Origin of the sequence: Macrococcus brunensis (assembly GCF_022343725.1) — a bacterium.
Classification (GTDB): Bacteria; Bacillota; Bacilli; order Staphylococcales; family Staphylococcaceae; genus Macrococcus; species Macrococcus brunensis.
In genome coordinates, this window is the sequence record NZ_CP092179.1 from 1,404,961 (window position 1) to 1,429,487 (window position 24,527).

At 42.5% G+C, this 24,527-nt stretch carries 27 protein-coding genes and 2 other annotated features (1 of these 29 running past the window's edge); of the genes, 2 read left to right on the top strand and 25 right to left on the bottom strand.

Annotation, left to right across the window (positions count from 1 at the left end):
* Positions 1-9: 9 nt before the first annotated feature.
* The 18 genes from yajC to MGG13_RS07445 form a co-directional block, all read right to left on the bottom strand.
* Positions 10-285, bottom strand: a complete 276-nt coding sequence (gene yajC, locus MGG13_RS07360; RefSeq protein ID WP_239034468.1) for a preprotein translocase subunit YajC — start codon at positions 283-285, stop codon at positions 10-12.
* Positions 286-295: 10 nt separating this feature from the next.
* Entirely contained in the window at positions 296-1,435 is a 1,140-nt protein-coding gene (gene tgt / locus MGG13_RS07365) for a tRNA guanosine(34) transglycosylase Tgt (protein WP_239034469.1), read from the bottom strand.
* An 11-nt stretch (positions 1,436-1,446) separates the two neighbouring features.
* Entirely contained in the window at positions 1,447-2,472 is a 1,026-nt protein-coding gene (gene queA, locus MGG13_RS07370; RefSeq protein ID WP_239035695.1) for a tRNA preQ1(34) S-adenosylmethionine ribosyltransferase-isomerase QueA, read from the bottom strand.
* Position 2,473: 1 nt separating this feature from the next.
* A complete protein-coding gene (gene ruvB, locus MGG13_RS07375) occupies positions 2,474-3,487 on the bottom strand; it encodes a Holliday junction branch migration DNA helicase RuvB (protein WP_133431685.1) in 1,014 nt (337 codons plus the stop codon).
* Between the two features lie 12 nt (positions 3,488-3,499).
* Positions 3,500-4,084, bottom strand: a complete 585-nt coding sequence (ruvA, locus tag MGG13_RS07380) for a Holliday junction branch migration protein RuvA (RefSeq protein WP_239034470.1) — start codon at positions 4,082-4,084, stop codon at positions 3,500-3,502.
* A gap of 8 nt (positions 4,085-4,092) precedes the next feature.
* Positions 4,093-4,539: an ACT domain-containing protein gene (locus MGG13_RS07385; protein WP_239034471.1), complete on the bottom strand. Its 447-nt coding sequence runs from the start codon at positions 4,537-4,539 to the stop codon at positions 4,093-4,095.
* An 8-nt stretch (positions 4,540-4,547) separates the two neighbouring features.
* The gene (obgE, locus tag MGG13_RS07390) at positions 4,548-5,837 is read right to left on the bottom strand and encodes a GTPase ObgE (protein ID WP_133431688.1); all 1,290 of its coding nucleotides are present in this window, start codon (positions 5,835-5,837) and stop codon (positions 4,548-4,550) included.
* A gap of 13 nt (positions 5,838-5,850) precedes the next feature.
* The gene (locus tag MGG13_RS07395; protein WP_239034472.1) at positions 5,851-6,252 is read right to left on the bottom strand and encodes a Spo0B domain-containing protein; all 402 of its coding nucleotides are present in this window, start codon (positions 6,250-6,252) and stop codon (positions 5,851-5,853) included.
* A gap of 99 nt (positions 6,253-6,351) precedes the next feature.
* On the bottom strand, positions 6,352-6,636 hold the full coding sequence (rpmA, locus tag MGG13_RS07400; RefSeq protein ID WP_133431690.1) for a 50S ribosomal protein L27: 285 nt from the start codon (positions 6,634-6,636) through the stop codon (positions 6,352-6,354).
* A gap of 10 nt (positions 6,637-6,646) precedes the next feature.
* The gene (locus MGG13_RS07405; protein WP_133431691.1) at positions 6,647-6,967 is read right to left on the bottom strand and encodes a ribosomal-processing cysteine protease Prp; all 321 of its coding nucleotides are present in this window, start codon (positions 6,965-6,967) and stop codon (positions 6,647-6,649) included.
* Positions 6,967-7,275 carry a 50S ribosomal protein L21 gene (gene rplU / locus MGG13_RS07410; RefSeq protein ID WP_133431692.1) on the bottom strand — a complete coding sequence of 103 codons (309 nt, stop codon included), beginning with the start codon at positions 7,273-7,275 and terminating at the stop codon, positions 6,967-6,969. The genes MGG13_RS07405 and rplU overlap by 1 nt, the downstream gene beginning before the upstream one ends.
* Positions 7,276-7,289: 14 nt before the next feature.
* Positions 7,290-7,361: a sequence feature (ribosomal protein L21 leader region), on the bottom strand.
* Positions 7,362-7,412: 51 nt separating this feature from the next.
* Entirely contained in the window at positions 7,413-7,904 is a 492-nt protein-coding gene (mreD, locus tag MGG13_RS07415) for a rod shape-determining protein MreD (RefSeq protein WP_239034473.1), read from the bottom strand.
* On the bottom strand, positions 7,904-8,749 hold the full coding sequence (gene mreC, locus MGG13_RS07420) for a rod shape-determining protein MreC (protein WP_133431694.1): 846 nt from the start codon (positions 8,747-8,749) through the stop codon (positions 7,904-7,906). The genes mreD and mreC overlap by 1 nt, the downstream gene beginning before the upstream one ends.
* 29 nt (positions 8,750-8,778) lie before the next feature.
* The gene (locus tag MGG13_RS07425) at positions 8,779-9,891 is read right to left on the bottom strand and encodes a glycoside hydrolase family 3 N-terminal domain-containing protein (protein WP_239034474.1); all 1,113 of its coding nucleotides are present in this window, start codon (positions 9,889-9,891) and stop codon (positions 8,779-8,781) included.
* 58 nt (positions 9,892-9,949) lie between these two features.
* A complete protein-coding gene (locus tag MGG13_RS07430) occupies positions 9,950-11,689 on the bottom strand; it encodes an ABC transporter ATP-binding protein (protein ID WP_239034475.1) in 1,740 nt (579 codons plus the stop codon).
* Positions 11,689-13,428: an ABC transporter ATP-binding protein gene (locus tag MGG13_RS07435; protein ID WP_239034476.1), complete on the bottom strand. Its 1,740-nt coding sequence runs from the start codon at positions 13,426-13,428 to the stop codon at positions 11,689-11,691. The genes MGG13_RS07430 and MGG13_RS07435 overlap by 1 nt, the downstream gene beginning before the upstream one ends.
* Before the next feature lie 270 nt (positions 13,429-13,698).
* Complete coding sequence (gene radC, locus MGG13_RS07440; protein WP_239034477.1) at positions 13,699-14,370, bottom strand: RadC family protein; 672 nt, start codon at positions 14,368-14,370, stop codon at positions 13,699-13,701.
* A complete protein-coding gene (locus MGG13_RS07445) occupies positions 14,367-15,065 on the bottom strand; it encodes a prepilin peptidase (protein WP_239047006.1) in 699 nt (232 codons plus the stop codon). The genes radC and MGG13_RS07445 overlap by 4 nt, the downstream gene beginning before the upstream one ends.
* A gap of 323 nt (positions 15,066-15,388) precedes the next feature.
* On the opposite strand from MGG13_RS07445, the gene MGG13_RS07450 reads away from it, so the two are divergent.
* Together MGG13_RS07450 and MGG13_RS07455 are read left to right on the top strand one after the other, a co-directional pair.
* Entirely contained in the window at positions 15,389-15,973 is a 585-nt protein-coding gene (locus MGG13_RS07450) for an SMI1/KNR4 family protein (protein WP_239034478.1), read from the top strand.
* Between the two features lie 6 nt (positions 15,974-15,979).
* Complete coding sequence (locus tag MGG13_RS07455) at positions 15,980-16,348, top strand: thiol-disulfide oxidoreductase DCC family protein (RefSeq protein WP_239034479.1); 369 nt, start codon at positions 15,980-15,982, stop codon at positions 16,346-16,348.
* A gap of 38 nt (positions 16,349-16,386) precedes the next feature.
* Here MGG13_RS07455 and MGG13_RS07460 read toward each other — a convergent pair whose 3' ends face one another.
* From MGG13_RS07460 to MGG13_RS07490, 7 genes are all read right to left on the bottom strand, one after another.
* Complete coding sequence (locus MGG13_RS07460; protein WP_239034480.1) at positions 16,387-16,941, bottom strand: GNAT family N-acetyltransferase; 555 nt, start codon at positions 16,939-16,941, stop codon at positions 16,387-16,389.
* An 8-nt stretch (positions 16,942-16,949) separates the two neighbouring features.
* Positions 16,950-17,279, bottom strand: a complete 330-nt coding sequence (locus MGG13_RS07465; RefSeq protein WP_239034481.1) for a hypothetical protein — start codon at positions 17,277-17,279, stop codon at positions 16,950-16,952.
* A gap of 151 nt (positions 17,280-17,430) precedes the next feature.
* Entirely contained in the window at positions 17,431-18,198 is a 768-nt protein-coding gene (locus MGG13_RS07470; protein ID WP_239034482.1) for a DUF1129 family protein, read from the bottom strand.
* Positions 18,188-18,526, bottom strand: a complete 339-nt coding sequence (locus MGG13_RS07475) for a PadR family transcriptional regulator (RefSeq protein ID WP_133432185.1) — start codon at positions 18,524-18,526, stop codon at positions 18,188-18,190. Before MGG13_RS07475 ends, MGG13_RS07470 begins: the two co-directional genes overlap by 11 nt.
* Before the next feature lie 369 nt (positions 18,527-18,895).
* Positions 18,896-20,275: a YfcC family protein gene (locus MGG13_RS07480; RefSeq protein ID WP_239034483.1), complete on the bottom strand. Its 1,380-nt coding sequence runs from the start codon at positions 20,273-20,275 to the stop codon at positions 18,896-18,898.
* Positions 20,276-20,385: 110 nt separating this feature from the next.
* A complete protein-coding gene (locus MGG13_RS07485; RefSeq protein WP_239034484.1) occupies positions 20,386-21,648 on the bottom strand; it encodes a bifunctional folylpolyglutamate synthase/dihydrofolate synthase in 1,263 nt (420 codons plus the stop codon).
* A gap of 8 nt (positions 21,649-21,656) precedes the next feature.
* Positions 21,657-24,281: a valine--tRNA ligase gene (locus MGG13_RS07490; RefSeq protein ID WP_239034485.1), complete on the bottom strand. Its 2,625-nt coding sequence runs from the start codon at positions 24,279-24,281 to the stop codon at positions 21,657-21,659.
* A 50-nt stretch (positions 24,282-24,331) separates the two neighbouring features.
* Positions 24,332-24,527, bottom strand: a binding site (T-box leader); it runs 8 nt beyond the window's last position.

Consider the following 24,527-nt stretch of genomic DNA (forward strand, 5'->3'; position numbering starts at 1 on the left):
TATCATAGTTTAAGAAGGACGTTTATCTTTGATTGCCTGCTTGTCAAAAGTCAGTTCCTGGTTACGACCGACAAGTAATGTCACTGTCTGCGCATCTGTTGACTTGACAGTACCGTGGATGCCGCCGATCGTCACCACCCGGTCTCCTTTTGTGAGTCCGTTGATCAGCATAGTCTGCTTTTGATTACGTTTTTGTTGCGGGCGCACCATCGCAAAATAACCGATGACGATAATCGCAAGCAGCGGCAGAATGTTAACTAAAATCATCTGTAAATTTTCGTTCATCATTACTCTCCTAGAAATTTTTTGGGTTTTCGACGTTCAGACCATAGCTTTCAAAGAACTCTTCTTTGAAATCCAGTAATCTGTCGTTACGAATCGCTTCACGTACCTGCTCCATCATATTTAAGAGGAAGTGCAGGTTATGAATAGAAGTCAGACGGATACCGAACGTTTCATCAGCTTTGATTAAATGTCTGATATACGCTTTCGTATAATTCTTACAAGTGTAGCAGTCGCAGTTCTCGTCAAGCGGTGTGAAATCACGTTCGTATTTCGCATTTTTGACGACGACACGACCTTTTGACGTCATACAAGTTCCGTTACGCGCAATACGGGTCGGCAGTACACAGTCAAACATGTCAATACCGCGTATCGCTCCTTCTATCAACGCGTCAGGTGAACCGACGCCCATCAGATAACGAGGTTTATTAAAAGGCATAAGCGGTGTCGTGTGTTCTAGCATGCGGTACATAATCGGTTTCGGCTCGCCGACTGAGAGTCCGCCAATCGCATAGCCCGGGAAGTCAAGTGATACGAGGTCTTTCGCACTTTGCGTACGTAAGTCTTCGTATTCGCCGCCCTGGATGATGCCGAACAGTGCCTGATCTTCAGGGCGGTTATGAGCTTTAAGACAGCGTTCTGCCCAGCGAGAAGTTCTTTCAATTGAATCTTTGACGTATTTATATTCAGCAGGCATCGGTGGACATTCGTCAAAAGCCATCATGATATCAGAACCGAGATCGTTCTGGATATGCATCGCTTTCTCCGGGCTCAGGAAGAGTTTAGAGCCATTCAAGTGATGCCTGAAATGGACACCCTCTTCTTCAATCTTACGCATATCGCTTAAACTGAAGACCTGGAAGCCACCGGAATCCGTTAATATCGGACCGTTCCAGTTCATAAATTTGTGCAGTCCACCTGCTTCACGAATCACATCATTACCTGGACGCAGCCAGAGATGGTAAGTGTTACTTAAAATGATTTTCGCGTTCATCGCATGCAGTTCTTCAGGGCTTACTGTTTTGACAGTCGCCTGTGTACCGACAGGCATAAACATCGGCGTCTCAAAAGAACCGTGAGGGGTATGGACGATACCTAGACGTGCACCTGATTGTTTACAAGTTTTAATGTGTTCATAAGTTACTGCTGGCATAGTATTCTCCTTTAATAAATAAACATCGCATCGCCAAAACTGAAGAAGCGATACTTTTCTTTGACAGCTTGTGCATAGGCGTTCAGCACGTGCTCACGAGTGGCAAGACTGGAAATCAGCATCATGAGAGTCGACTTCGGCAGATGGAAGTTCGTAATCATGGCATCGATTCCTTTGAATTCATAGCCTGGATAAATAAAGATATCAGTCCACCCTGAAGTCTCAGTGAATTCAGGATGCATCGATGCAATCGTTTCAAGCGTACGCGTAGAAGTCGTGCCGACTGTAATAATGCGGCCGCCCTGTTGTCTTGTTCTGTTCAGGATGTCTGCTGTCGCCTGTGACATCTCGTAATACTCACTGTGCATATCATGTTCTTCTATCTCTTCAACACTGACAGGTCTGAATGTACCTAGTCCGACGTGTAAAGTGATATAGGCGATATTGACACCTTTTGCAGCGATTTCTTCGAGCAGGGTTTCAGTAAAATGCAGTCCTGCTGTCGGTGCAGCAGCGGAGCCCACAGCTTTCGCATAGACCGTCTGATAACGGGACTGATCTTCCAGCTGTTCTTTGATGTATGGCGGCAGAGGCATTTCACCCAGTTCTTCTAGCCGTTCCTGCAGAATTCCTGAAAATTGTAAGGTCATGATACGACCCCCTTGTGGCAGCAGTTCTTTACACACTGCCTTCAGTTTTCCTTCACCAAAACTCACAACTGTGCCAATCGTTACTCGTTTAGCTGGTTTAATCAGTACTTCCCAGTCATTGTCTGCCATTTGTTTTAACAGCAGCATTTCAACTTTGGCGCCTGTTTCTCCTTTAATACCGTAGAGTCTGGCAGGCATGACTTTAGTGTCGTTCAGTACTAACGTGTCACCCGCATTCAGGTGACTGACGATATCAGAAAAATGTTCATGGCTGACTGCTCCCGTGTCCTTATTTAACGTCATCAGTCGACTGGACGTGCGGTCAAGAAGCGGTGTCTGAGCGATTAATTCTTCCGGTAATTCAAAATCAAAATCATTTACATTCACTTTATTTCCTCTTTTCGTTGCGATACGGGTAGTTAAAATGTTCATAGGCGAATGGTGTCGCCGCACGACCACGCGTTGTCCGTTCCAGAAATCCCTTTTGAATAAGGAAAGGTTCATAGACATCTTCTACTGTCACGCGTTCTTCACCGATACTGACAGCGATTGTATCAAGTCCGACCGGCCCACCGTTATAGCGTTCGATAATAGCCGTCATGATTTTATGGTCGATATGATCAAGACCATGTTTATCAACCTGCAGCATATCAAGTGACTGTTTCGTCGTCTCAATATGAATCATTTCTGAGCCTTTTACCTGTGCAAAGTCCCGCACACGTCTAAGCAGACGATTGGCTATCCGCGGCGTACCACGGCTGCGACTGGCGATTTCTCCAGCTGATTCATCATCTATCTCTGTATCAAAGACAGCGGCCGTACGCGTGATGATCTCCTTCAGGTTTTCTTCATCATAGTAGTCCAGTCTCAGATGAACACCGAAACGGTCTCGAAGCGGCGCAGAGAGACTACCGGCACGAGTCGTGGCTCCCACAAGCGTAAAAGGTGGCAGGTCAATACGGATACTGCGCGCCTCCTCTCCTTTACCAACAACGATATCCAGACAGAAGTCTTCCATCGCCGGATAAAGGATTTCTTCAACGACGCGTGACAGTCTATGAATCTCATCAATAAACAGCACGTCACCCGCGTTCAGTGAAGAAAGGATAGCAGCAAGGTCGCCGGGGCGTTCAATAGAAGGACCGGAAGTCGTTCGGATATTGACATCCATCTCATTGGCGATAATATTAGCGAGTGTTGTCTTACCGAGACCAGGTGGTCCATATAATAGGACGTGATCTAACGCTTCCTCGCGTAATTTCGCTGCCTGTATAAAAATCTCCAGATTGTTCTTCAGCTTCGGCTGACCAATATATTGATTTAGATAAAGCGGTCTTAGACTCAGTTCGGTCTCCGCTTCAAAATCATTCATCAAGTGGTCATCCATCATACGTTCATCCATATAGCCACTTCCTTAAGAAACTAAAATCTGTAATCCTCGTTTGATGTTGTCATCTACTTGCTCTATTTTTTCAGCTTTCAGTATTTTCTCGACTTTCGTCAGTTCCCGTTTAGAGTATCCAAGAGCCTCCAGTGCAAGTAAGGCTTCTGCCACTGCACCAGAATCAGTGAATTCCTCAAAGAGTGCAGACTCATCTGTAATGACGAGCTTCCCTTTCAGGTCGAGAATAATCTGACGTGCTGTTTTTTTACCGATGCCCGGAAACTTAATAAGATAGGCCTCGTTTTCTTCTTCAATCGCTCGTCTGATTTCGTCAGGTGTGCTCGTCGCAAGAATAGCGAGTGCTGACTTTGGTCCGATACCCGTTACTTTGTTGAGTGATAGGAAAAGACTTTTCTCTTCAGCACTGATAAAGCCGTATAACGTATGTGCATCTTCACGTACAATCAGCTGTGTAAAAAGCTTTGTTTCTTTATTCAGGAATTTCTGCAGACGATATGGATTTGGGGTGTGACATTCGTAGCCGACCCCTCCGATATCCATAACGACATGCGTAGGTGAAATCTGTGTCAGTTGACCTTGTAAATAAGCGTACATAGTGCCTCCTACATATTCATGCCGAGAAGCTGAACCTGATTCACACCATCAATCTGTTTCAGCTTATCAAGCAGTTCGTTGATCGTCAGTCTCATCTCTCTCGCATTCAGTGAAATCGTGATCGTTGCTTTCTCCATAATCGGCAGACTCTGGTGAATCGTCAGCACAGAACCTTTCTCTGCTGCAATACTTTCCAGTATGCGGTAAAGCAGACCTACATTATCATCTACATGGACAAGGAGCGTAATATTGCGTTCTCTCGTCTGATCTTCTACAGGAAATATCGTATCTTTGAACTTATAGTATGCACTCCGTGAGAGATCATAACGCTTAACGGCCTCGAATATAGAAACCTGCGGTTCACGTTCCAGTAACTTTTTGACTTTAAGCGTTTTTTTGACTGATTCTGGCAGGACATCTTCTCTGATCAAATAATACTTCTGTCCATCGCTCATCTCTTCACCTACTCAACGAATTCGAATTCGCCGCCGAGAATGCGGACGATGTCTCCATTTTTAGCGCCACGTTCACGCAGTGCATCATCAATACCCATCGAACGCATCTGACGTGCAAAACGTCTGACAGCTGCATCACGGTTAAAGTCCGTCATCTTGAAGGTACGCTCGATAGAGTTACCGCTGACTACATACGCACCATCATCATCACGCGTAATCTCAAAGTGGTCCACTGACTTCTCATGTTTGTAAAGAACACGGTGAACACCTGTCTCTTCTTCATCTGCGTCAAAGTCCATATCGGCTGTCTCATCTAATATATCTGCTACTCGGTAGAGCAGTTGATCGATATTCTGATAAGTAGCAGCACTCAGTTCGATGATTTCAAGCTCCTCACCGACTTCTTCTTTGAAGAGTTCAAGATTGTCCTCAGCTCCGAGCATATCCATTTTATTCGCTACAACAATCTGTGGTCGCTTCGCCAGCTTCTCATTATAGTTCTTCAGCTCTTTGTTGATCGTCACATAGTCTTCGTAAGGATCACGGCCGTCTGTTCGACCCATATCAATCATATGAATAATGACGCGTGTCCGTTCAACGTGGCGCAGGAACTGATGACCAAGGCCCACGCCTTCAGAAGCGCCTTCAATCAGTCCTGGTAAATCTGCCATGACAAAGCTGCGGTTATCTTTCGTCTGAACGACACCGAGGTTCGGTTTAATCGTCGTGAAATGATAAGCACCGATTTTGGGTTTCGCTTTTGAGACGATGGATAGTAAAGTTGATTTACCCACGCTCGGGAAACCGACCAAACCGACATCTGCCATCAATTTCAGTTCGAGAATAACATCAAGCTCTTCGCCCGGCTCTCCATTCTCACTAAACTCAGGCGCCGGGTTTGATGCACTGGCGAAACGCGAGTTACCACGTCCACCACGGCCACCTTTAGCGACTACGGCCTGCTGTTCATGCATGACGAGGTCAGCAATGACTTCTCCGTTTTCGGCATTTTTGATAATTGTGCCTGGTGGAACTTTCAGGATTAAATCCTTCGCACCACGGCCATGCATATTGCTGGATTGACCGTTTTCCCCTTTTTCCGCTTTGAACATACGTTGAAAACGGAAGTCAAGTAACGTTCTTAAGCCCTCATCCACTTCAAATACGACAGATGCCCCTTTACCGCCGTCTCCACCTGACGGTCCTCCGAGGGGTACATATTTCTCGCGACGATAAGCGACGATACCATTACCGCCGTCCCCCGCTTTTAAATTAATTTTGACCTGATCGACAAACATTTAAACACCTCTTTTATTTCCCTATATAATAGTCAGTCGCCGTACCATCCATACTAAATATAAAATGATACCGCTCTGTTTCTTCTTTAATCGTTATAATGATCTGCTGACCCGCAGCTTTTTCTAACCAGTCTATAAAATGACCCGACAGCTCTGCATCATTTACACCACTACCTTTTGTCTCAATCTGAAAATCAAACTTGAAATCAGTGGTCAGTTTATAATGAATCACCGTTTCGACAAACTGTGGCCAGGCAAGCTGAATGAACTGCTGCTCACGCTGTAACTTATCACTCCAGTTTTCAATGAGTGACTGCACTTTTCTGTAATCTTCGAGTTCACAGTAAATACTGAGAAGCTGCAATTGGTTACTGATATCATGTTTAGCTCTTAAATATAAATCGAGTTCTTTCATCCAACCACCTCATCCCATTATAACACGTCTGTCTATATGAGACGAACAGTATCACAAAAAAGAAAAGCACTAGAACAGTGTCTAGTGCTTGAATCTTGATTATTTTGCTTCAGCGTATACTGAAACTTTCTTTTTGTCACGTCCGAAACGTTCGAACTTAACAACGCCATCGATTTTAGCGAATAAAGTATCATCGCCACCACGACCTACGTTTTCACCAGGGAAGATTTTAGTACCGCGTTGACGGTATAAAATTGAACCACCTGTTACGTATTGACCATCAGCACGTTTAGCACCTAAACGTTTTGATTCAGAGTCACGACCGTTACGTGTAGAACCTACCCCTTTTTTCGATGCGAAGAACTGTAAGTTTAATTTTAACATGAGTTACACCTCACTTATAATTTAGTTTGATGAACTGACCGTATTCAGCTTCAATTGTTTCAAGTGAGACAATCATCGCCTGCAGGATCAGTTGCGCTTCATTGTTATTCAAATCTACCACACGGGCTTTGAAAAAGCCACCATCGTGTGCGTAATCAATATCGGGTCTTTCATCTGTCAGTCCAAGCACTGCATTCATACTGCCGAAAACGACAGCTGAAGCACCTGCGCAAACTAAATCCTGTCCATGTGGGGCTGAGTCTGCATGACCTGTCATTTCAAAGTCAGTGACTCTGCCATCATCATTTACAGCAATCGTGACATTAATCATTAAGCGTTGATCGCTTCGATTGTTAATTTAGTGTAAGGCTGACGATGACCTTGTTTACGTTTGTAGTTCTTTTTAGGTTTGTATTTGAATACAGTTACTTTTTTACCGCGGCCGTGTTTTTCAACTTTAGCAGTAACAGTAGCGCCTTCAACTACAGGTGAACCAACTTTAACAGATTCGCCACCAACCATAAGAACTTTATCAAAAGTAAATGTAGCGCCTTCTTCTGCGTTTAATTTTTCAACCCAGATTTCTTGACCTTGTTCTACTTTTAATTGTTTTCCACCAGTTTCGATAATAGCAAACATACTTGCACCTCCTAATAAATTTTAAGTCACGCCGTATACAGGTGGCCGAAGCACTTCAACCTCTATCCGAGCGGTTGTATGTAGCTATAAACTACTCAACTTGATTATAGTAACACCTTACACATTTGAAGTCAATACTAATAATCACTGCGGTTCAATATTTTCAGCACGGTCGGAAACAGCACAAAAATCAGGACAAAATTAATCAGTGCTGATGGCAGACCATGATGGAAAATAAAATAGATCAAGCCATGTGAAGTAGAATAAAGTATGCGATAGATGGCATAGAACACCACTTCAAAAAACAGCACAAAACCAATCAGCAGGCTGATCATCACGGCAGTATCTTTATAGAAGACATTGAATAGCCTGCTCATCAGCATAATACAGGCAATATAACCGAACGTGTAGATACCATAAATAGTAGATAAATAGACATCGGAGATAATTCCGAAAACAATTCCCATCGTCATAGCAACAGAAGAATGTTTATAGACAGAGAGTATCAGCAAGTAAATAAACAATAAATGACTGGTGAAGAAAAACGAGCCCACGGGCATGAGACTATTGAGCAGTGTATCCAGATAAAACAGAACCACTGCAATACCTGAAATAATTAGATACTGCATTACTCGCCACCTGCTGCCTGACTTTTCATCGCTATATAAACATGCGTAAGATCTTTTAGACTGGCTGCTGTCTCTACATATGCAATCTGGCTAAGACCAAATTCATCATTTTCAATTTTTTTGACTTTCCCGATAACGATTCCCTTTGGAAACTGTCCGCCGAGTCCACTTGTCACGACATTAGTACCAACCTTCAGCTTGATATTATTCTCGATATCATCGATGACGAGCAGATTCTTGCTGTCATCATATTGATCGATCATTCCGAAGACTTCACTGCCGCTGTTCTGCAGCGTTACACTAATTTTACTTGCTTTCGCGCTGGAAGAAATCAGCTCTACCTGACTGGAATAAGCATTGGCTTTCTTAATGCGACCGATCAGTCCTTCATTGGTGATGACTGCCATGTTCTCTTTAACGCCGGACGTCTGCCCTTTATTAATCACGAACGTATTCATCCAGTCATCGATATTGCGAGAAATAATAGTGGCAATTTCAGGATCATAGCTCGCAATACTTTCTGTTTTCATCATACTTCTCAGTTCTGCATTCTCTTTTTCAAGACGGTAGTTATCCGCTTCCAGCTGGTTAAATCCTCGTATCTTCGCTCGCAGCTCCTTGTTTTCTTCAGCAGCATCCCACATATGCACTACATTGCTGAGATTCTGTCCGATAAAGAGCATCGGATAGCTGACAATACGCTGTCCAACTGCGGTTGAATCTCCTACAATCTGTTCCGGTACAGCCGTTTCACGCTCTCTAAGAGATAAACCGACCAGCATGATGAAGACAATAATACCGAATAAAATGAATACAAGCTTGTTGCGTTTATAAAAATCGGGCAACCTGAACACCTCACTACTTTAGCTAATAGTTACAGAATATCATATTTTGTTTTTAACCGAAGAATTTTTTGGACATTTTCATCGATCACTGTCTCACTGATTTCACCGTTCCTCACTTTATCTGCAATAGTTTGAACGAGTACATCTACATCGCCGACATCAGAACCGATCAGCACCATTGTATTACCTGCCTGAATGGCCATAGCTGCTGCTTCACCTTTTGTGTAACGGTCAGCTATAGCGCCCATCGCAAGATCATCTGTTATGACCACACCATCAAAACCTAACTCTTTCTGCAGCACATCTTTTGTGACAACAGCTGATAATGAACTTGGCAGTGCATCAAGCTTTGATACCACGATGTGAGAAACCATCATCATATCGATTTCATCCTGCAGGTTGTTAAAGGGTACTAATTCTACCTTTTTCAAACGGTTCATATCTGCCTCGCTCACCGGCAGCGCAAGATGTGAATCAAGGAATGTATCTCCATGTCCCGGAAAATGTTTACCGACCGTCACAATCCCTTCAGAGTGCAGGCCTTTATTGAAAGCACTCGCATTCTTAGTGACTGCCTCTGCTGTTGTGCCGAAGCTGCGGTTACCGATGACCGTGTTAGCCGGGTTTGTCCAAATATCAAGTACTGTAGAAAAATCAAGATTAAATCCAAGCAGTTTCAGCATCTGACCGTTCCACTTACCTGCAGAATGAACAGCTTCAGAACCTGACTGAGCGAGCGTATAAGCATCTGCGGTATTTCCCAGTTCACGAGGTAATCTGTTCACTCTCCCACCTTCCTGGTCCACTCCTATAAAAGGCGGAATTTCTGTCTGAGCGCCCGCAATCGAATGGTTCAAGCCTTGTGTCTGAGTAACAGATTCAATATTACGACTGAATAGAATCACGCCGCCTAGTTTCTTCTGAAGACGGTCATTTAATTCAGGCGTCATTGCTGTCCCGTCGAAACCGAGGATGAGCGACTGATAAATTTTCTCTTCAAGCGACATCTGACTGACTGTTAAACCTGTCAGGTCAAGCGCACCTAATTTCTGATAATCAAACGGCTCATATTTCACTGTATTTTTATATGTCTGCTGACACCCTGCGAGCAGCAGAATAGTCAGTAACAGAAGTTTTTTCATATAGTCTCCTCAAAAAAAAGTAATTGCCGTTCGGCAATTACTTCTAATATAACATGATTTACTGGCTATTGGCAGATTGAAGCTGATACATCTTGGCATATTGACCATCTGACTGAATAAGGGTCCGGTGGTTACCTCGTTCAATAATTCTTCCTTTATCAAGAACAATGATCTGATCAGCATTTTTGATGGTAGACAGTCTATGCGCAATAATAAATGTTGTTCTGCCTTCTTTTAGGACATCCATCGCCTGCTGGATAACCGATTCCGTTTCAGAGTCAATACTTGCAGTCGCTTCGTCCAGAATCAGAATAGCCGGATCAAAAGCGAGAGCACGGGCAAATGAAATCAGCTGACGCTGACCACTGGATAACGTATTTCCTTTTTCAACTACAGGTGAATCGATGCCATTGTCTAGCGTATCGAGAACCCGTGATCCACCGACTGCTTCAAGCGCTGCTACTGCTCGTGCGCGTGAAATGCGTTCATCACCTAGCGTGATGTTGCTGAGGATCGTTCCGCTGTACAAATAAGGATCCTGCAGAACAATACCCATATGCTCGCGAAGTGAGGTTTTCGTCACTGACTTGGAATCAACACCGTCCATCAGAATACGACCCATTGTCGGATCATAGAATCTGAAGAGCAGATTCATAATGGAGCTTTTACCAGATCCCGTATGACCGACCAGTGCAACGGTTTCACCGCGTCTTGCATGAATATTGATGTCTTTTAAGACATACTCTTCTTCCTTGTAGGCAAATGACACATCCTCAAACAGGACGTCACCCTCTAAACGAGCGATTGATTTATTTTCCGTGATTTCTGCAGGTTCATCCAGCATCTCGTAAACACGATCCGCCGAAACACGGGCCTGTTCAAGGACGCTTAGATTATTGACCAGATTATACATCGGATTAAATAGTCTCGTCAGATATTCCACAATGACATACATCATACCCGCAGTCAGAGCAGTCTCACCGCTCAGAAACGTAGAACCGAAAATATAAATCATCACCGCAAAAATCACTGAACGGATGGTTCCCATCAAGTTATGGCTGGTGAGGGAATCCAGCTGAATAATACGCGAGTAATTCCGTAAGTAGTCGTCATTTAATTCATTGAATTCCTGCTGAATCTTCTCTTCCTGGTTAAAGGCCTGAATAATCGTCATGCCGTTGATCGATTCATTGAGCATCGCATTCATATCACTGTTTTTTTCGCGTGTCACCTGATTGTATTCATCAGACAGCTTGCGGTAGACCACCAGCCAGCCTATCAGTAACGGTACGACAAGAAAAGCGGCAAGTCCAACTTTCCAGTTGAAGAAGAAAATCGCAATAATAATGGCTATGATATTAACGAAACCTGACAGATAAGTCGGCAGCAGGACAGTAAACAACTCCAGGATTGTCTGCGTATCATTCGTGATTCTTGCCACTACCTTACCGGCCGGCAAAGTATCAAAGTATTTGATCGGCAGCTTCTGCATATGCTTAAAGAGTTCGTTTCTCAAGTTCATAATGACATTTGAGCCTGCATTCTGGAAATAGAGCGTCTGATAGTAGCTGAAGACCGCATTAAAGACAGCGATGACTGCATAGATACCAAGAAGCTGCATAATGGGCGTAAGATTAATCGTATCCGCTGCTTCCCTTACATGATCATCAATTATCTTCATCGCGATCACAGGACCGATGAGTTCAGCGACAACAGCACCTGCCAGGAAGAGAAAACCGATTAAAAAGAGTTTTTTGAACTTAAGTGCTTCCCGTAACAATCGTTTTGAATTAGACATTATCTCTCCTCCTCTCTTAACTGCTGACGATTAAACTGCTCCAGGTACCAGCCTTGCTGACTAATAAGTGATGCGTGTGTCCCCTGCTGAATAATTTCTCCGTTAGCAAGCACTACGATAAGGTCAGCATGCTGGACAGCAGACAGTCGGTGAGTGGAGATAATAGTAGTCTTACCTTGACGTGACTGCTGGATATGTCCGATGATCGCTGTCTCTGTTTTAGCATCGACTGCTGATAGTGAATCATCAAGAATCAGTATATCCGGATTTTTGATCATGGCACGTGCGATAGAGATACGCTGTTTCTGACCACCGGATATAGCGATACCTTTTTCACCGACCAGTGTATCCAGTCCCTGCGGCAGACGTTTAACGTCTTCAGTGAAACTCGCGAGCTCTATAGCACGTGCAATTTCCACTTCACTGGCATCTGGCTTTCCGAACAAGATATTTTCTCTGACAGAACGTGAAAACAAAATATTTTCCTGGGAGACGTAACCGATTTTTTCACGGACCTGACGTTTAGTCAGTTGTCCGATATTGATGCCACCGAGTGTGATATGCCCTTCACCCACTGGGTATTCTTTCAAGATCTGACGGATGAGTGTCGTCTTACCGCTGCCTGTCGGGCCGACAATCCCCAGCGTTTCACCGACACCGAGTTCGATATTGACCGCCTTTAGATTGGTCTGTTCACTTGATGGATATTTAAAGTTAACAGTATCAAATGATACATGATGATCCGGTGCGACAAGTGAGTCTACTGAGTCCGCCATGATATCGTCTGTATCCAGTACTTCCATCACACGGTCGAGTGAGGCATTGCCACGCTGCATGATATTGAAGAGCAGTCCAATGGCAAACATCGGCCACACCATCATATTGAGGTAGACATTAAAAGCAATTAAGTCTCCGATTGAGATTTCGCCACGATTGACAAGTACACTGCCGTAACCAAGGGCAATGATAAAACTGACCATCGTCACGATGATTGTCAACGGTTTAAACAAGGCATCCAGTTTTTCAACTGCCATAAATTTATCGACGACGTCTGTCGTCATTCTGTTAAACCGTCTATTCAGGTTATCTTCCTGTGCGAAAGCACGCGTCACACGTATCCCTTCAATTGATTCCAGAACATCATCATTCATATCACCGAATGCATCCTGGCTGATGGTATAACGTTTATGAATCATCTTACCCAGTCGCTGTTCAATAATCGCGAGCAGCGGTAAAGGCAGCATTGCAAAAAGAGTCAGCTTCCACGAGATGGCAAAACCCATCATCAAAATAATGGTAACCAGATAAGTCGTACTGTCAATCAGCGTCAGGATACCAAAACCGACAGTCTGACGGATGGCACTCAAATCATTTGTTGCACGGGCCATCAGGTCGCCGGTCCGGTTCTTTTCATAATAACCGGGACTCATGGACAGAAATTTCGCCATCAGTTTTCTTCTCATTAAGCTCTCCAGAATCTGAGAACCGTTGAAAAGCAGGAATCTCCAGGCATAATTAATCAGATAGCCGATGATAATCAGTGCAACAAATGCGGCGATAATCTCGTAAAAACGTCTCGTGGTGAGAGTGCCCAGAGTAATGGCATCAATCGTCTTACCGATCAGCCATGGTGGGAGAATCTCCACGACATTTGCGATCAATAACAAAAGGACAGCGATTAAATACCGCTTCTTTTCCTGCTTAAAAAACCAGCTTAGTTTAAACAAAACATCAAACATGTAAATCCTCCTTATTAACTCCTCATAGAAACACAAAAAGCACATACCTCTCCTAATGGAAAGCATGTGCTTTACGACCGGAAGAGAGACTCCTCCTATGTCTTAATTAGTGTGACACATATGAGGAGGATAAATTAATTTGTAATGAAAGACACAGATATTCGTTGCGCATATTAATCTCCCCCTTTTCTTATTTTCAATATTATCATAATTCAAATAATTTGAACTGACAACACTTTTTTTCGATTTCCGAAATACTTTACAAAAAATTTACAAGAGTCCCTTCTCTTTAATACTGACGAAGACGCCGTCCCCGATAATGATATGGTCCAGGAGTTCTATCCCAAATAACGTACCACAGTTGATCAGACGTTTCGTGGCCTCAATATCTTCTACAGAAGGTGTCGGATCTCCAGATGGATGATTGTGACAGACAATAATATTGGCAGCAGATCGTCTCACCGCTTCTCTGAATACTTCGCGCGGATGAACGATGGAAGCATTTAAAGAACCTTTAAAGATGACCTGTTCATGAATCACGACATTCTTCGTATTTAAATAAAGGGCGATGAAGTGTTCCTGTGTAAAATAGCGCATACGCTCCATCAAAAGATCAGCTACGCACTGCGGCGACTTAATCTTCACGCGGTCTTCGAGAGAATGTGTATGCATCCTGACAGCGAGCTCTATCATAGCGAGCATTGTCACAGCTTTCTTCTCGCCGATACCCTTGATTTCCCGTAACTCCTGCAATGTCAGGTAACGCATGTCACGAATATTACCCATAGACATCAGCAGTTTATTAGCGACCTCTAAAACGGATTCATCCTTACTGCCTGTGTTAATGATGATGGCCAGAAGTTCCTGATTGGTTAGCTGTTCAGGTCCATAAGTCATGAGCCGTTCACGAGGCTGATCTTGTTTTAACATCGCTAGCATCATAAAAACCCTCCAAAATAAATAGTATAAAGTTCATCATAAAATTTAAACACGAGCAGTGTGCTAGCTGTGATAAAAGGAATAAGCGGTATTTTCTTCAGATTATGTTTGTAAAACAAGAAACAGATGACAGCGATGCCGCCGATAAAATAAGTCAGCATGAAGATGAGCAGAAAATAAGTAAGCGGTAGAAAAAGTGCGAACAAGGACAGCAGCTTGATATCACCGTAGCCGATGCTGCCTGTCAGCAAGTAAAATAAATGCAGCAGTATAATCAGCAAGACGGAATAGACTAAATGCTGAATGTCAAATAGGAGAGGGTAACGAATCAACAGGAGAATACATGCGAAAAGCAGAAGCATATGATTAGGTACTTTAAAATGGTGAATATCATAAATCGCCAGCGGAACTAAAAAAGAGATACAAGCAGCATAAAGTGCTGAACTGCTTTCTGAAAAAAACAGGAGAAAGAGCATGAAAAACAGCAGCTCTGTCATGAAGATGTGTAATGGAATCTGATTGTTACATTGACGGCATCTTCCCTTTTGCATGATAAAGCTGACGACCGGTATCAACTCGTACCATACAAGATCAGAATGACAACTATCACACTGCGAACGTCTGAAAAGCGAACCTTCCTGATAGGTAAGACAAAGCATAAAAGAGCCGATAAAACTACCTATCACTGCTATAAACATATGCCACCCCTTTTCTTAATTTCACTTTAAAGGAAAGACATGTACTTGTAAAAAAGCAGAAAAAGATAAAAACAGGCAGAAACGGCTACAGTTTTTCATCAAAACTTTTAATTTCATGAGATTCTACAGTAAAATCATCTCTTTTAAAGAAAAACAGCAGAAATCAGTCTACATTTTATGACCTTCGTAACAATGAGTAATCATCATAGCTAACTAATCATGTATAAGACTGTACAGGTGATTATTCATCTAAGATGATATAACTACGTTTTTATTCAATAGAACAGGCAATAGAATACTATCTGACAAAAGGAGGTTATTCTATGCTTGAACATGTACTCAATCAGTCTCATGTCCCCTTCAAAGATCATGTAAACCCAGGTGCCACTGACGAAGAACTGCAGGAATTAGAAGAAGTATTCGGTGAACCGCTTGACCCTGATTTCAAAACGCTCTATCAAGCCCATAATGGTGAATCATTTGATAGTCCGGGTCTTTTCTTCGGACTGGAATGGCTGTCACTTGATGAAGTGATGAACGAAGTTGAATTCAATCAGGACGAAGAAGAAGAGTTTGATGAGTTCCCTTACGAGATTGAACCTGCAGGCGCCATTAAACCGATTTATTACCACGCGAAATGGCTGCCATTTGCGGCAGATGGTTTCGGTAATTTCCTTGCAGTCGATATGGACCCAGGTGAAAACGGCAAAAAAGGACAGATCATCAGTTATGGCAGTGACGAAGAAACATTTTACGTCGTAGCAGATTCATTGAATAACCTGTTATCTTTCATCGCTAAGACCATAGAAGAAGGCAATTATGAATACGCAGAAGACAGATTTACATTCGGTCACGAAGGTATACTGTTTCTTGATCAGATTGGCGATTTAGATCGTCCTGTTAAATAGTGAACGATGAACATTATTTATTTTGATGACCAATGTCTTATCTGCAATCGCTTTGTAAAAATCATATCAATGCTGGACGTTGAAGACAAACTTTACTTTGCTGCTCTCAGTTCTAAAATAGCCGAACAGAAACTCGCTCATAGATTTGATGCAGTTGACAGCGTTATTTATTCAAGGGACGGGGACACCTACATCTACAGCGATGCCGTCATAGCAATCCTGAAAGACCTTCATATAAATGTCACGCTTCTAAAACTAATACCTTTGAATATAAGAAATTCACTTTATCAATATGTAGCGAAAAAAAGGTACCGCTTCAGACGAAATTACTGTGAAATACCAGATGCGAGACTGAAAATGAAGATTTTAAAATAAATAAAGCCTCTCTGCACTCATTAGAGTACGGGGAGGTTTTATTTATGAAATTCTGATTTGAGTAAGCCATATAGATGCTGATTAAGATAAGTATCTTCCACCTTTACCGCTTCCCTGATAGTACCTTCAAGTTTAAATCCATGTTTATTCGCTAATCTGATACTTGCCTGATTATTTTCATTGATATAGAGTTCCAGCTTATTAAGCGCAAGTTCCTCAAAACTATAGGCAATAATTTGAGACAGCGACTGTGACATCAATCCTTTAGAAGACTGTCTTTGGCTCATAAAATAGCCAAGCTCACCCACATTATTCTCCACGTCCAGCTCATTAAATCCAATCAAACCACATAAAGTGCCGTTGAAATAAATTCCAAACCACAAGGGTAGATTGTTTTCTCTAAAAGTCATAGTGATTCTTAACTTCAGACTTTCAAGAGACTGTTCATATAATTCGTCTTTAATCATCCACATTAAAGACGGCTTAAAATAATCGTAATTATCAACTAACAGCTTAAAGAAATCTTCATGGTCATCTATGGTGAGAGGTTTCAAAACTAATGATGAGTCACGATACACTCTAATATTTAACATCTCCTTAATTAAAAAATAGTGCCAAACACATAGTCACGTTTCTTAAAAATATTTTCCAATGTTTGACCGTCTATCTCTACTTCTTTGAGCATTTTCATATGATTATTGTAGAAACGTTCTTCTTCGCAATCTTCTCCGCATAAAATACGACCATCTGGGAAGTTGCCTATGAAATATTCTTTACCATCTACAACAAACTCAATCTCACGCCCTTGATAAAGCAAGTGGAGGAAATGCTCAAAAGAAACAGTAGCCCCTTCTATTTCAATGTGATCATAAATATCTGGCTTGAAATATTTCTCATGCATCTCAAACTCATTTTCATCCCGTTCCAACATGTCATATACCTCCTCCTTAATGTTTTTAATATATTCTATCTTTCAGTCCACTTGTAAAAAACTGTTTAATTCAATATAACTTTATTCATTTTGAAAAGCTAATCGAACATCAAAAAACCCTCAGCATTTGATTATGCAGAGGGTTCGTTTCTTATCTTCTACTTTTTTTAAATCTTGAATAAAATGCCATCGCTCCTACTAAAGCCACGACGCTTAACATGAGAAAGATGGATGATGAGATGTTGACGAATTCTTTACTGTCAGCTGGTTTATCTGTAAATAATCTTGCAACTAAGTCAGGTAATACAAGGTATACCATGACCCCGATATAAAACCAGGATTTGTACATGACACAGAAACCAATGAATAATAATAGAAGAATTAAACCTATCCATAGACTCATATGAATATCTAAGTTGATGATTGAAGCTCCTTCGTTGACACGAAGATAAAACTCACCTGCTAAAATAATAGCAAAACCTATTAATGCGATGATGAGAGGTGCGAAATAGCCCTTCTTTGAATGGCCATATTTTTTTAACATAGTCATGAGCAACCAGAATTCAAGCGGCAACAGAATAACGACTAATAAGCCATAAAAGACAATTCTTTCGACTGACATATCGAATTGTCCTGCAATAAGTCTTGGGATTGTAAAGAACCCTAAAATCGCAAACAATGCACCAATAATTGTTTTGATAAATGAATTGTCAAATGGCATTTCCTTTGAGATAGAATTGATATATGCGTCAGGAGTTCCGCCTGTAATACTGTCTACACTTTCACCGCGTTTTTCGGCCTGAGTCAGATGATCTCTGAGTTCTTCAGTTACCGCTTCTATATCTTCATCTTTCTTACCGCGCTTCATTAGTTCCATTCTGACACTATTTAAAAACTGTTCTGATTTCTTACTCAACATCTTCCACACTCCTCATTAAATTATTCATACCATGATTCAAATCTGTCCACTTCTGTTTAAAAACTGTAAGCTGCTCCATCCCACTTGCTGTGATGGTATAGTATTTCCGCTTCGGACCGCCATTATCTGACTTTACCATGCGCGTACTGACATACTGCTTCTTATCCAGACGCAATAGAACTGGATAAATACTTCCATCGCTGATTTCAGGAAAATCATTCTCCTTCAAGCGCTCCATAATCTCATAACCATAAGTTTCACCTTGCGCAATCAACCCCAGAATAGCTCCATCAAGCAACCCTTTCATCATCTGATCATGCACCGCCAAGAATCAGCACCCCCTGTTAACTATCTTATTTTATAAGATAGTTAGTCAAAAAATATAGATAGCTATCTTGTAATCTACTATAGTACAATATAAGAAAAAAAAACAACTATCTTTTATAAAAAGTTAGTTGTTTTATAAAAGCAAAGTCCAGCTAATCTACTTTGCTAGACTTTGTTCACTACCTGCTACTTTTTCTCCTACGTATCGTTCCGCAAATCCACTTTACGGGACTTTGCTCGCTCTCCTGCTCCGATTTCACCACAGCAAAGTCCCGCTAACCCCTTTTGCGGGACTTTGCTCATCCATATGTTTCAAAGCTTCTCGCACTCACCACAAAAAACCGAAGACTTTTTAGTCTCCGGTCTCTACTTATATATTCATATAAATAATCATGGCCCCGATACAGATAACCGCCCATATAGCAATAATCTTCCACACAAACTTAATCCAGGTCGTATATGGAATACGTGCAACTGCGAGTGCACCCATGAGCGAAGCTGATGTCGGAATGATATTATTACTGATAGCATCTCCGTACTGGAAGGCGAGTACAGCCAGCTGTCGATTAATACCTAGCAAGTCTGACACAGGTACCATAATCGGCATCGTCGTCATGGCCTGTCCTGATCCAGATGGTATAAAGAAGTTCAGGAACAGCTGTGTCACAAACATTGCTATAACTGAAAACGCTGCAGGTAAGTGATCAATAACCGCTGTCATATGATGTACAATTGTATCGATGATTTTTCCTGATTCCAGCACTAAGACAATTGCTCTCGCAAATCCTACGATAATTGCACCGTACAGAATATCTTTCATGCCTTCTATCAATGCATCAAATGTTCCGTTCAATCCAAGTCCACCAATGAGTCCAGCGATAATGCCCATGATCAGGAAATTTGCACTCATCTGCATTAAGAACCAGTCGAACTTAAAGATGCCGTATACATTGATTATTACAGCAATGGCCAGACATAACAGAATGAGCGCATGTCTCATTGTAAATGAATCAATTCCTTTAATCTGCTCTTCAAAGCGGGCATCATTTGCGGCACGCATGTCTGCAGCAATCAAGCTGTGTTTTTTATCTTTTTTCACTTTCTTTGCATAATTCAGCACATACAGAATGCCTGTTAACAAGACAATGAGATAGACAATTGTTCTAAAAATAATCCCTGAGAATAACGGTATCTCCGCTATCTTCTGGGCAATCCCTACCGTAAACGGATTGATCATGCCACCTAGGAAACCGATACCGCTGCCGAGTATAATCATAGCGGTTCCAACCATCGCATCATATCCGAGTGCTTTGGCAAGCAAAATCCCAATCGGTACAAAGACGATCGCTTCCTCGCTCAGCCCTATCGAAAAGCCCAGTATACTGAAGACAATCATTGTGACAGGTATCAGCATATTCCCCTTTTTGCCGACTTTCTTCATCATGGCGCCTACGCCTGCATTGATGGCACCTGTTCTATGTATAATACCGAATGCCCCCCCGACTAAAAAGATATAGAATACAATCTCCGCTGCTTCTACTAGGCCAGTCGGTACTGCTCTAAAGATCTCTATCGGACTCACCGGTTGCTGAGCGACGTGATGGTATGAATCATTAATGACCTGCTTTCTACCGTCCACATCTTCCCTGTCATAAATACCTGCTGGAATGATATAGGTCATGACACAGGCAAACGCGACTAAAAATAATAATAGTGCATATGTGTGTGGCATCTTCAAACTTTTTTTCATTTCAAAAACCAACCCCTTTGTCTCTTCTACTTTTCACTTTCCCTAATTCTGAATATTTAAATAATATAAAGCAAAAAAATACCAGGCAAATGCCTGGTATGAATAACGCTTTATTTTTTTAGATATGCTTTGACTGCACTGATAAAGTAAAGACTGCCTGTCACAAGTAACAGATCGCCGTTGTAATGATTGATGAATTCACCGTATTCCTTAATCTTCATCTTCTGATCATGTTCAACAGATTCATAGATTGTATCGACCGGCAGTGCTTTCGGGAAATCGAATTCAGTGACGTAGAACTTATCTGCTATCTCTTCTAATGAATAGAGCATACTGCCAATCGGTTTTCCGTCAATCGCCGAAAACAATACATCAATTTTTCGGTCACTGTAGTGCTGTTTCATCGTATCAACAAGTACATCAATTGATTCGCGGTTATGTGCACCATCAAGAATGATTGTCGGCTCTTCCTGAATCGTTTCAATACGACCAGTCCATGTTGTCTCTTCAATCGCAGATACCATTTTATTAAAATCGAGATGCAGCATCTCCTGTTCATACATATCGATAAGTGCCGCTATTGCAAGTGATGCATTTTCCTGCTGATGATAACCCAGCATTTTCAGACGGATGTCTTCCAGTTCATAATCCTTATAGCGGAAAGTGAATTCTTCACCTGACGAAACACACTGGATATCCCGGTCCAGTTTAATGCCTTTAGAACCTGCTTCTGCAACTGCCTCATTGACATATTGCTTCGCATCAGCATTTTTAATGGCATAGACAAGCGTAACACCCGGTTTAATAACGCCTGCTTTTTCACGTGCAATATCGAGGTATGTATCACCCATAATATTGGTGTGATCAAGTCCGATACTGGTCAGAATAGTCATGATCGGCATAAACACATTCGTTGAATCATGCTTTGCCCCAAGCCCCGCCTCTATCACAGTAAAATCGACCGGATGGACTTCGCCGAAATAAACAAACATCATCATGGTCATGACTTCAAATTCTGTTGCCAGGCCTAAATCTGTTTCTTCTGCTAACGCTTCACTGACCGGTTTCACTTTTTCAACAAGTGTCACAATCTCGTCATCTGTAATAGGATTGCCGTTCAGACTAATTCTTTCATTAAATGTTTCAATATACGGTGAAGTGAACGTACCGACTTCGTAACCGTTTGCCATCAGCGCATTTTTCAGATAGCTGACTGTCGATCCTTTACCATTCGTGCCGACAACATGGATACCCCTGATATTTTTCTCAGGGTTACCCATGCGCTCAAGCATCCATTCCATACGTCTGACACCTGGTTTAATGCCAAACTTTGTTCGTTCATGTATCCAGTATAAACTCTCTAAATAGTCCATCGTCATCCCTACGCTTTCAACTGTTCAAGTCTTTCTTTCACTGCATTATAGCGCTCTGTATAAAGGGCCTGCTTTTCTTTTTCTTCATTGATGACTTTCTCAGGTGCTTTTGACACGAACTTCTCATTTGCAAGTTTACCGTTGACACGGTCCAGTTCTTTCTGCCATTTTTCAAGTTCTTTATTCAGACGTTCACGTTCTTTATCCATATCGATTAAGCCTTCAAGCGGCAGAATCACTTCTGCACCGTAAACAGCAGTCGTCATCGCTTTTTCAGGTACATCTGGTGACAGCGCAATTTCAAGAGAAGATGGATTACAGAAGCGCTCAAGATAGTGACGGTTCGCATCGATGTTGTTCAGATGTTCTTCATTATTTGCTTTGATCAGCATCGGGATTTCCTTAGACATCGGCGTATTCACTTCACTGCGTGACGTACGAACAGCACGGATAATCTCCATCAGCTGCTCCATCTCATGCTTAGAAGCGGCGTCTGTCAGTTCAGGAAGAACAACCGGCCAGCTAGCTGTCACGATTGATTCGCCTTCGTGTGGTAAGTTCTGCCAGATGGCTTCTGTGACAAACGGCATGAATGGATGCATCATACGCATGATCTGGTCAAGTGTATAGGCAAGGACTGAACGGGTCATCTGCTTCGCTTCCGCGTCATCACCGTTCATCGGAATCTTACTCATCTCAATATACCAGTCACAGAAATCATCCCAGATAAAGTTGTAAAGACTACGTCCAACTTCACCGAACTCATATTTATCCGCAAGACGTGTCACTTCTTCGATTGTTTCATTCAGACGCGTCAGAATCCATTTATCCGCTACTGATTTTTTGCCATCCAGGTTAATATCTTCCACTGTGAAGTCGTCACCAATATTCATCAGGCTGAAACGAGAAGCGTTCCAGATTTTATTAATAAAGTTCCAGTTTGCTTCTACTTTCTCTGTTGAGTAACGTAAATCCTGTCCAGGTGTTGAACCCGTTGCCAGGAAGTAACGTAGTGCATCGGCACCGTACTGGTCGATAACATCCATCGGATCTACACCGTTGCCAAGAGATTTACTCATCTTACGGCCGTCTTCAGCACGCACTAAACCGTGGATCAGTACTTCGTTGAACGGACGACGCTCTGTGAATTCAAGTCCCTGGAAGATCATACGGGCTACCCAGAAGAAGATAATATCATAGCCTGTGACAAGAACATTTGTCGGATAGAAGCGCTTGAAGTCTGCTGCTTCTGCATCCGGCCAGCCAAGCGTTGAAAATGGCCAGAGCGCACTAGAGAACCAAGTATCCAGTACATCTTCATCCTGTGTCCAGTTGTCACTGTCTTCAGGTGCTGTTTCACCGACGTATACTTCACCCGTTTCCTTATGGTACCAGGCAGGAATCTGATGACCCCACCAGAGCTGGCGAGAGATACACCAGTCATGGATGCCTTCCATCCAGCGGTTAAAGGTATTCTCAAAACGTGGTGGAACGAAATCAATGCGGTCATCCGTCTTCTGATTGTCCAGTGACTGTTCAGCAAGTGGTGCCATTTTGACGAACCATTGTGTAGACAGATAAGGCTCTACAACTGCGCCGCTACGTTCTGAGTGACCCACCTGATGGACGTGTTTTTCAATTTTAACCATGACGCCACTGTCTTCAAGGTCCTTAACAAGCTGTTTACGGCAGTCAAAGCGATCAAGTCCCGCATATTTACCTGCTTTGTCATTCATCGTACCGTCTTCATTCATCACATTGATACGAGGCAGGTCGTGACGGTTCCCGATCTCAAAGTCATTCGGGTCATGTGCAGGTGTTACTTTCATCGCACCTGTACCGAAGTCCATATCAACGTAATCATCACCGATAATCGGAATCTCGCGTTCTAAAATAGGCAGCAGCACTGTTTTACCGATCATCTTTTTGTAACGCGCGTCTTCAGGATGAACGACGACTGCTGTATCACCGAGCATCGTCTCAGGACGTGTTGTGGCAATTTCAATCATGCCCGATCCGTCTGTCAGTGGATAGTTCATATGATAGAATGCACCTTCGACTTCTTCATGGACCACTTCGATATCACTGAGTGCTGTACGTGCTGCAGGATCCCAGTTGATAATACGTTCGCCGCGGTAAATCAGTCCCTTATTGTACATATCGACGAATACTCGTTTAACGGCATCGCTTAAGCCTTCGTCAAGTGTGAAACGTTCACGTGAATAGTCTAAACCAAGCCCCATCTTCGCCCACTGTGCACGGATAGTCTCAGCATATTCTTCTTTCCACGCCATCGTATGCTCCAGGAATTTCGCGCGGCCGATGTCGTGACGGCTAATGCCTTCTTCACGTAACTTTGCCTCTACTTTTGCCTGTGTCGCGATGCCCGCATGATCCATCCCCGGCAGATAAAGCGTGTTATAGCCCTGCATACGTTTCATACGTGTAATGATATCCTGTAATGTTGTATCCCAGGCATGGCCGATATGAAGTTTGCCTGTGACGTTCGGCGGTGGAATCACAATGGTAAAAGGTTGCTTGTCATCATTGTCTTCTGCTTTAAAAAGCTCTGCATCAAGCCATTTTTTGTAGCGTCCTTCTTCTACTAATTTCGGATTATATTTAGTATCCATCAAAAAACCTCCAGTAATTAATTTTACTCAATAAAAAAACCGCCCTATAAGAATAGGACGGGAATAATCTCGTGGTACCACCTAAATTCAGCCGAAGCTGCACTCAAACGATTAACGCTCGTCCACGCTTATACCTAGTTACTTTCAGTATAAGAACATATGCGGGCTACCTTCAGTCATAGATGCTGCATAGTTTCACCAACCCTATGCTCTCTGTCCAGTCATCACAGACTTACTCTTCCCGAA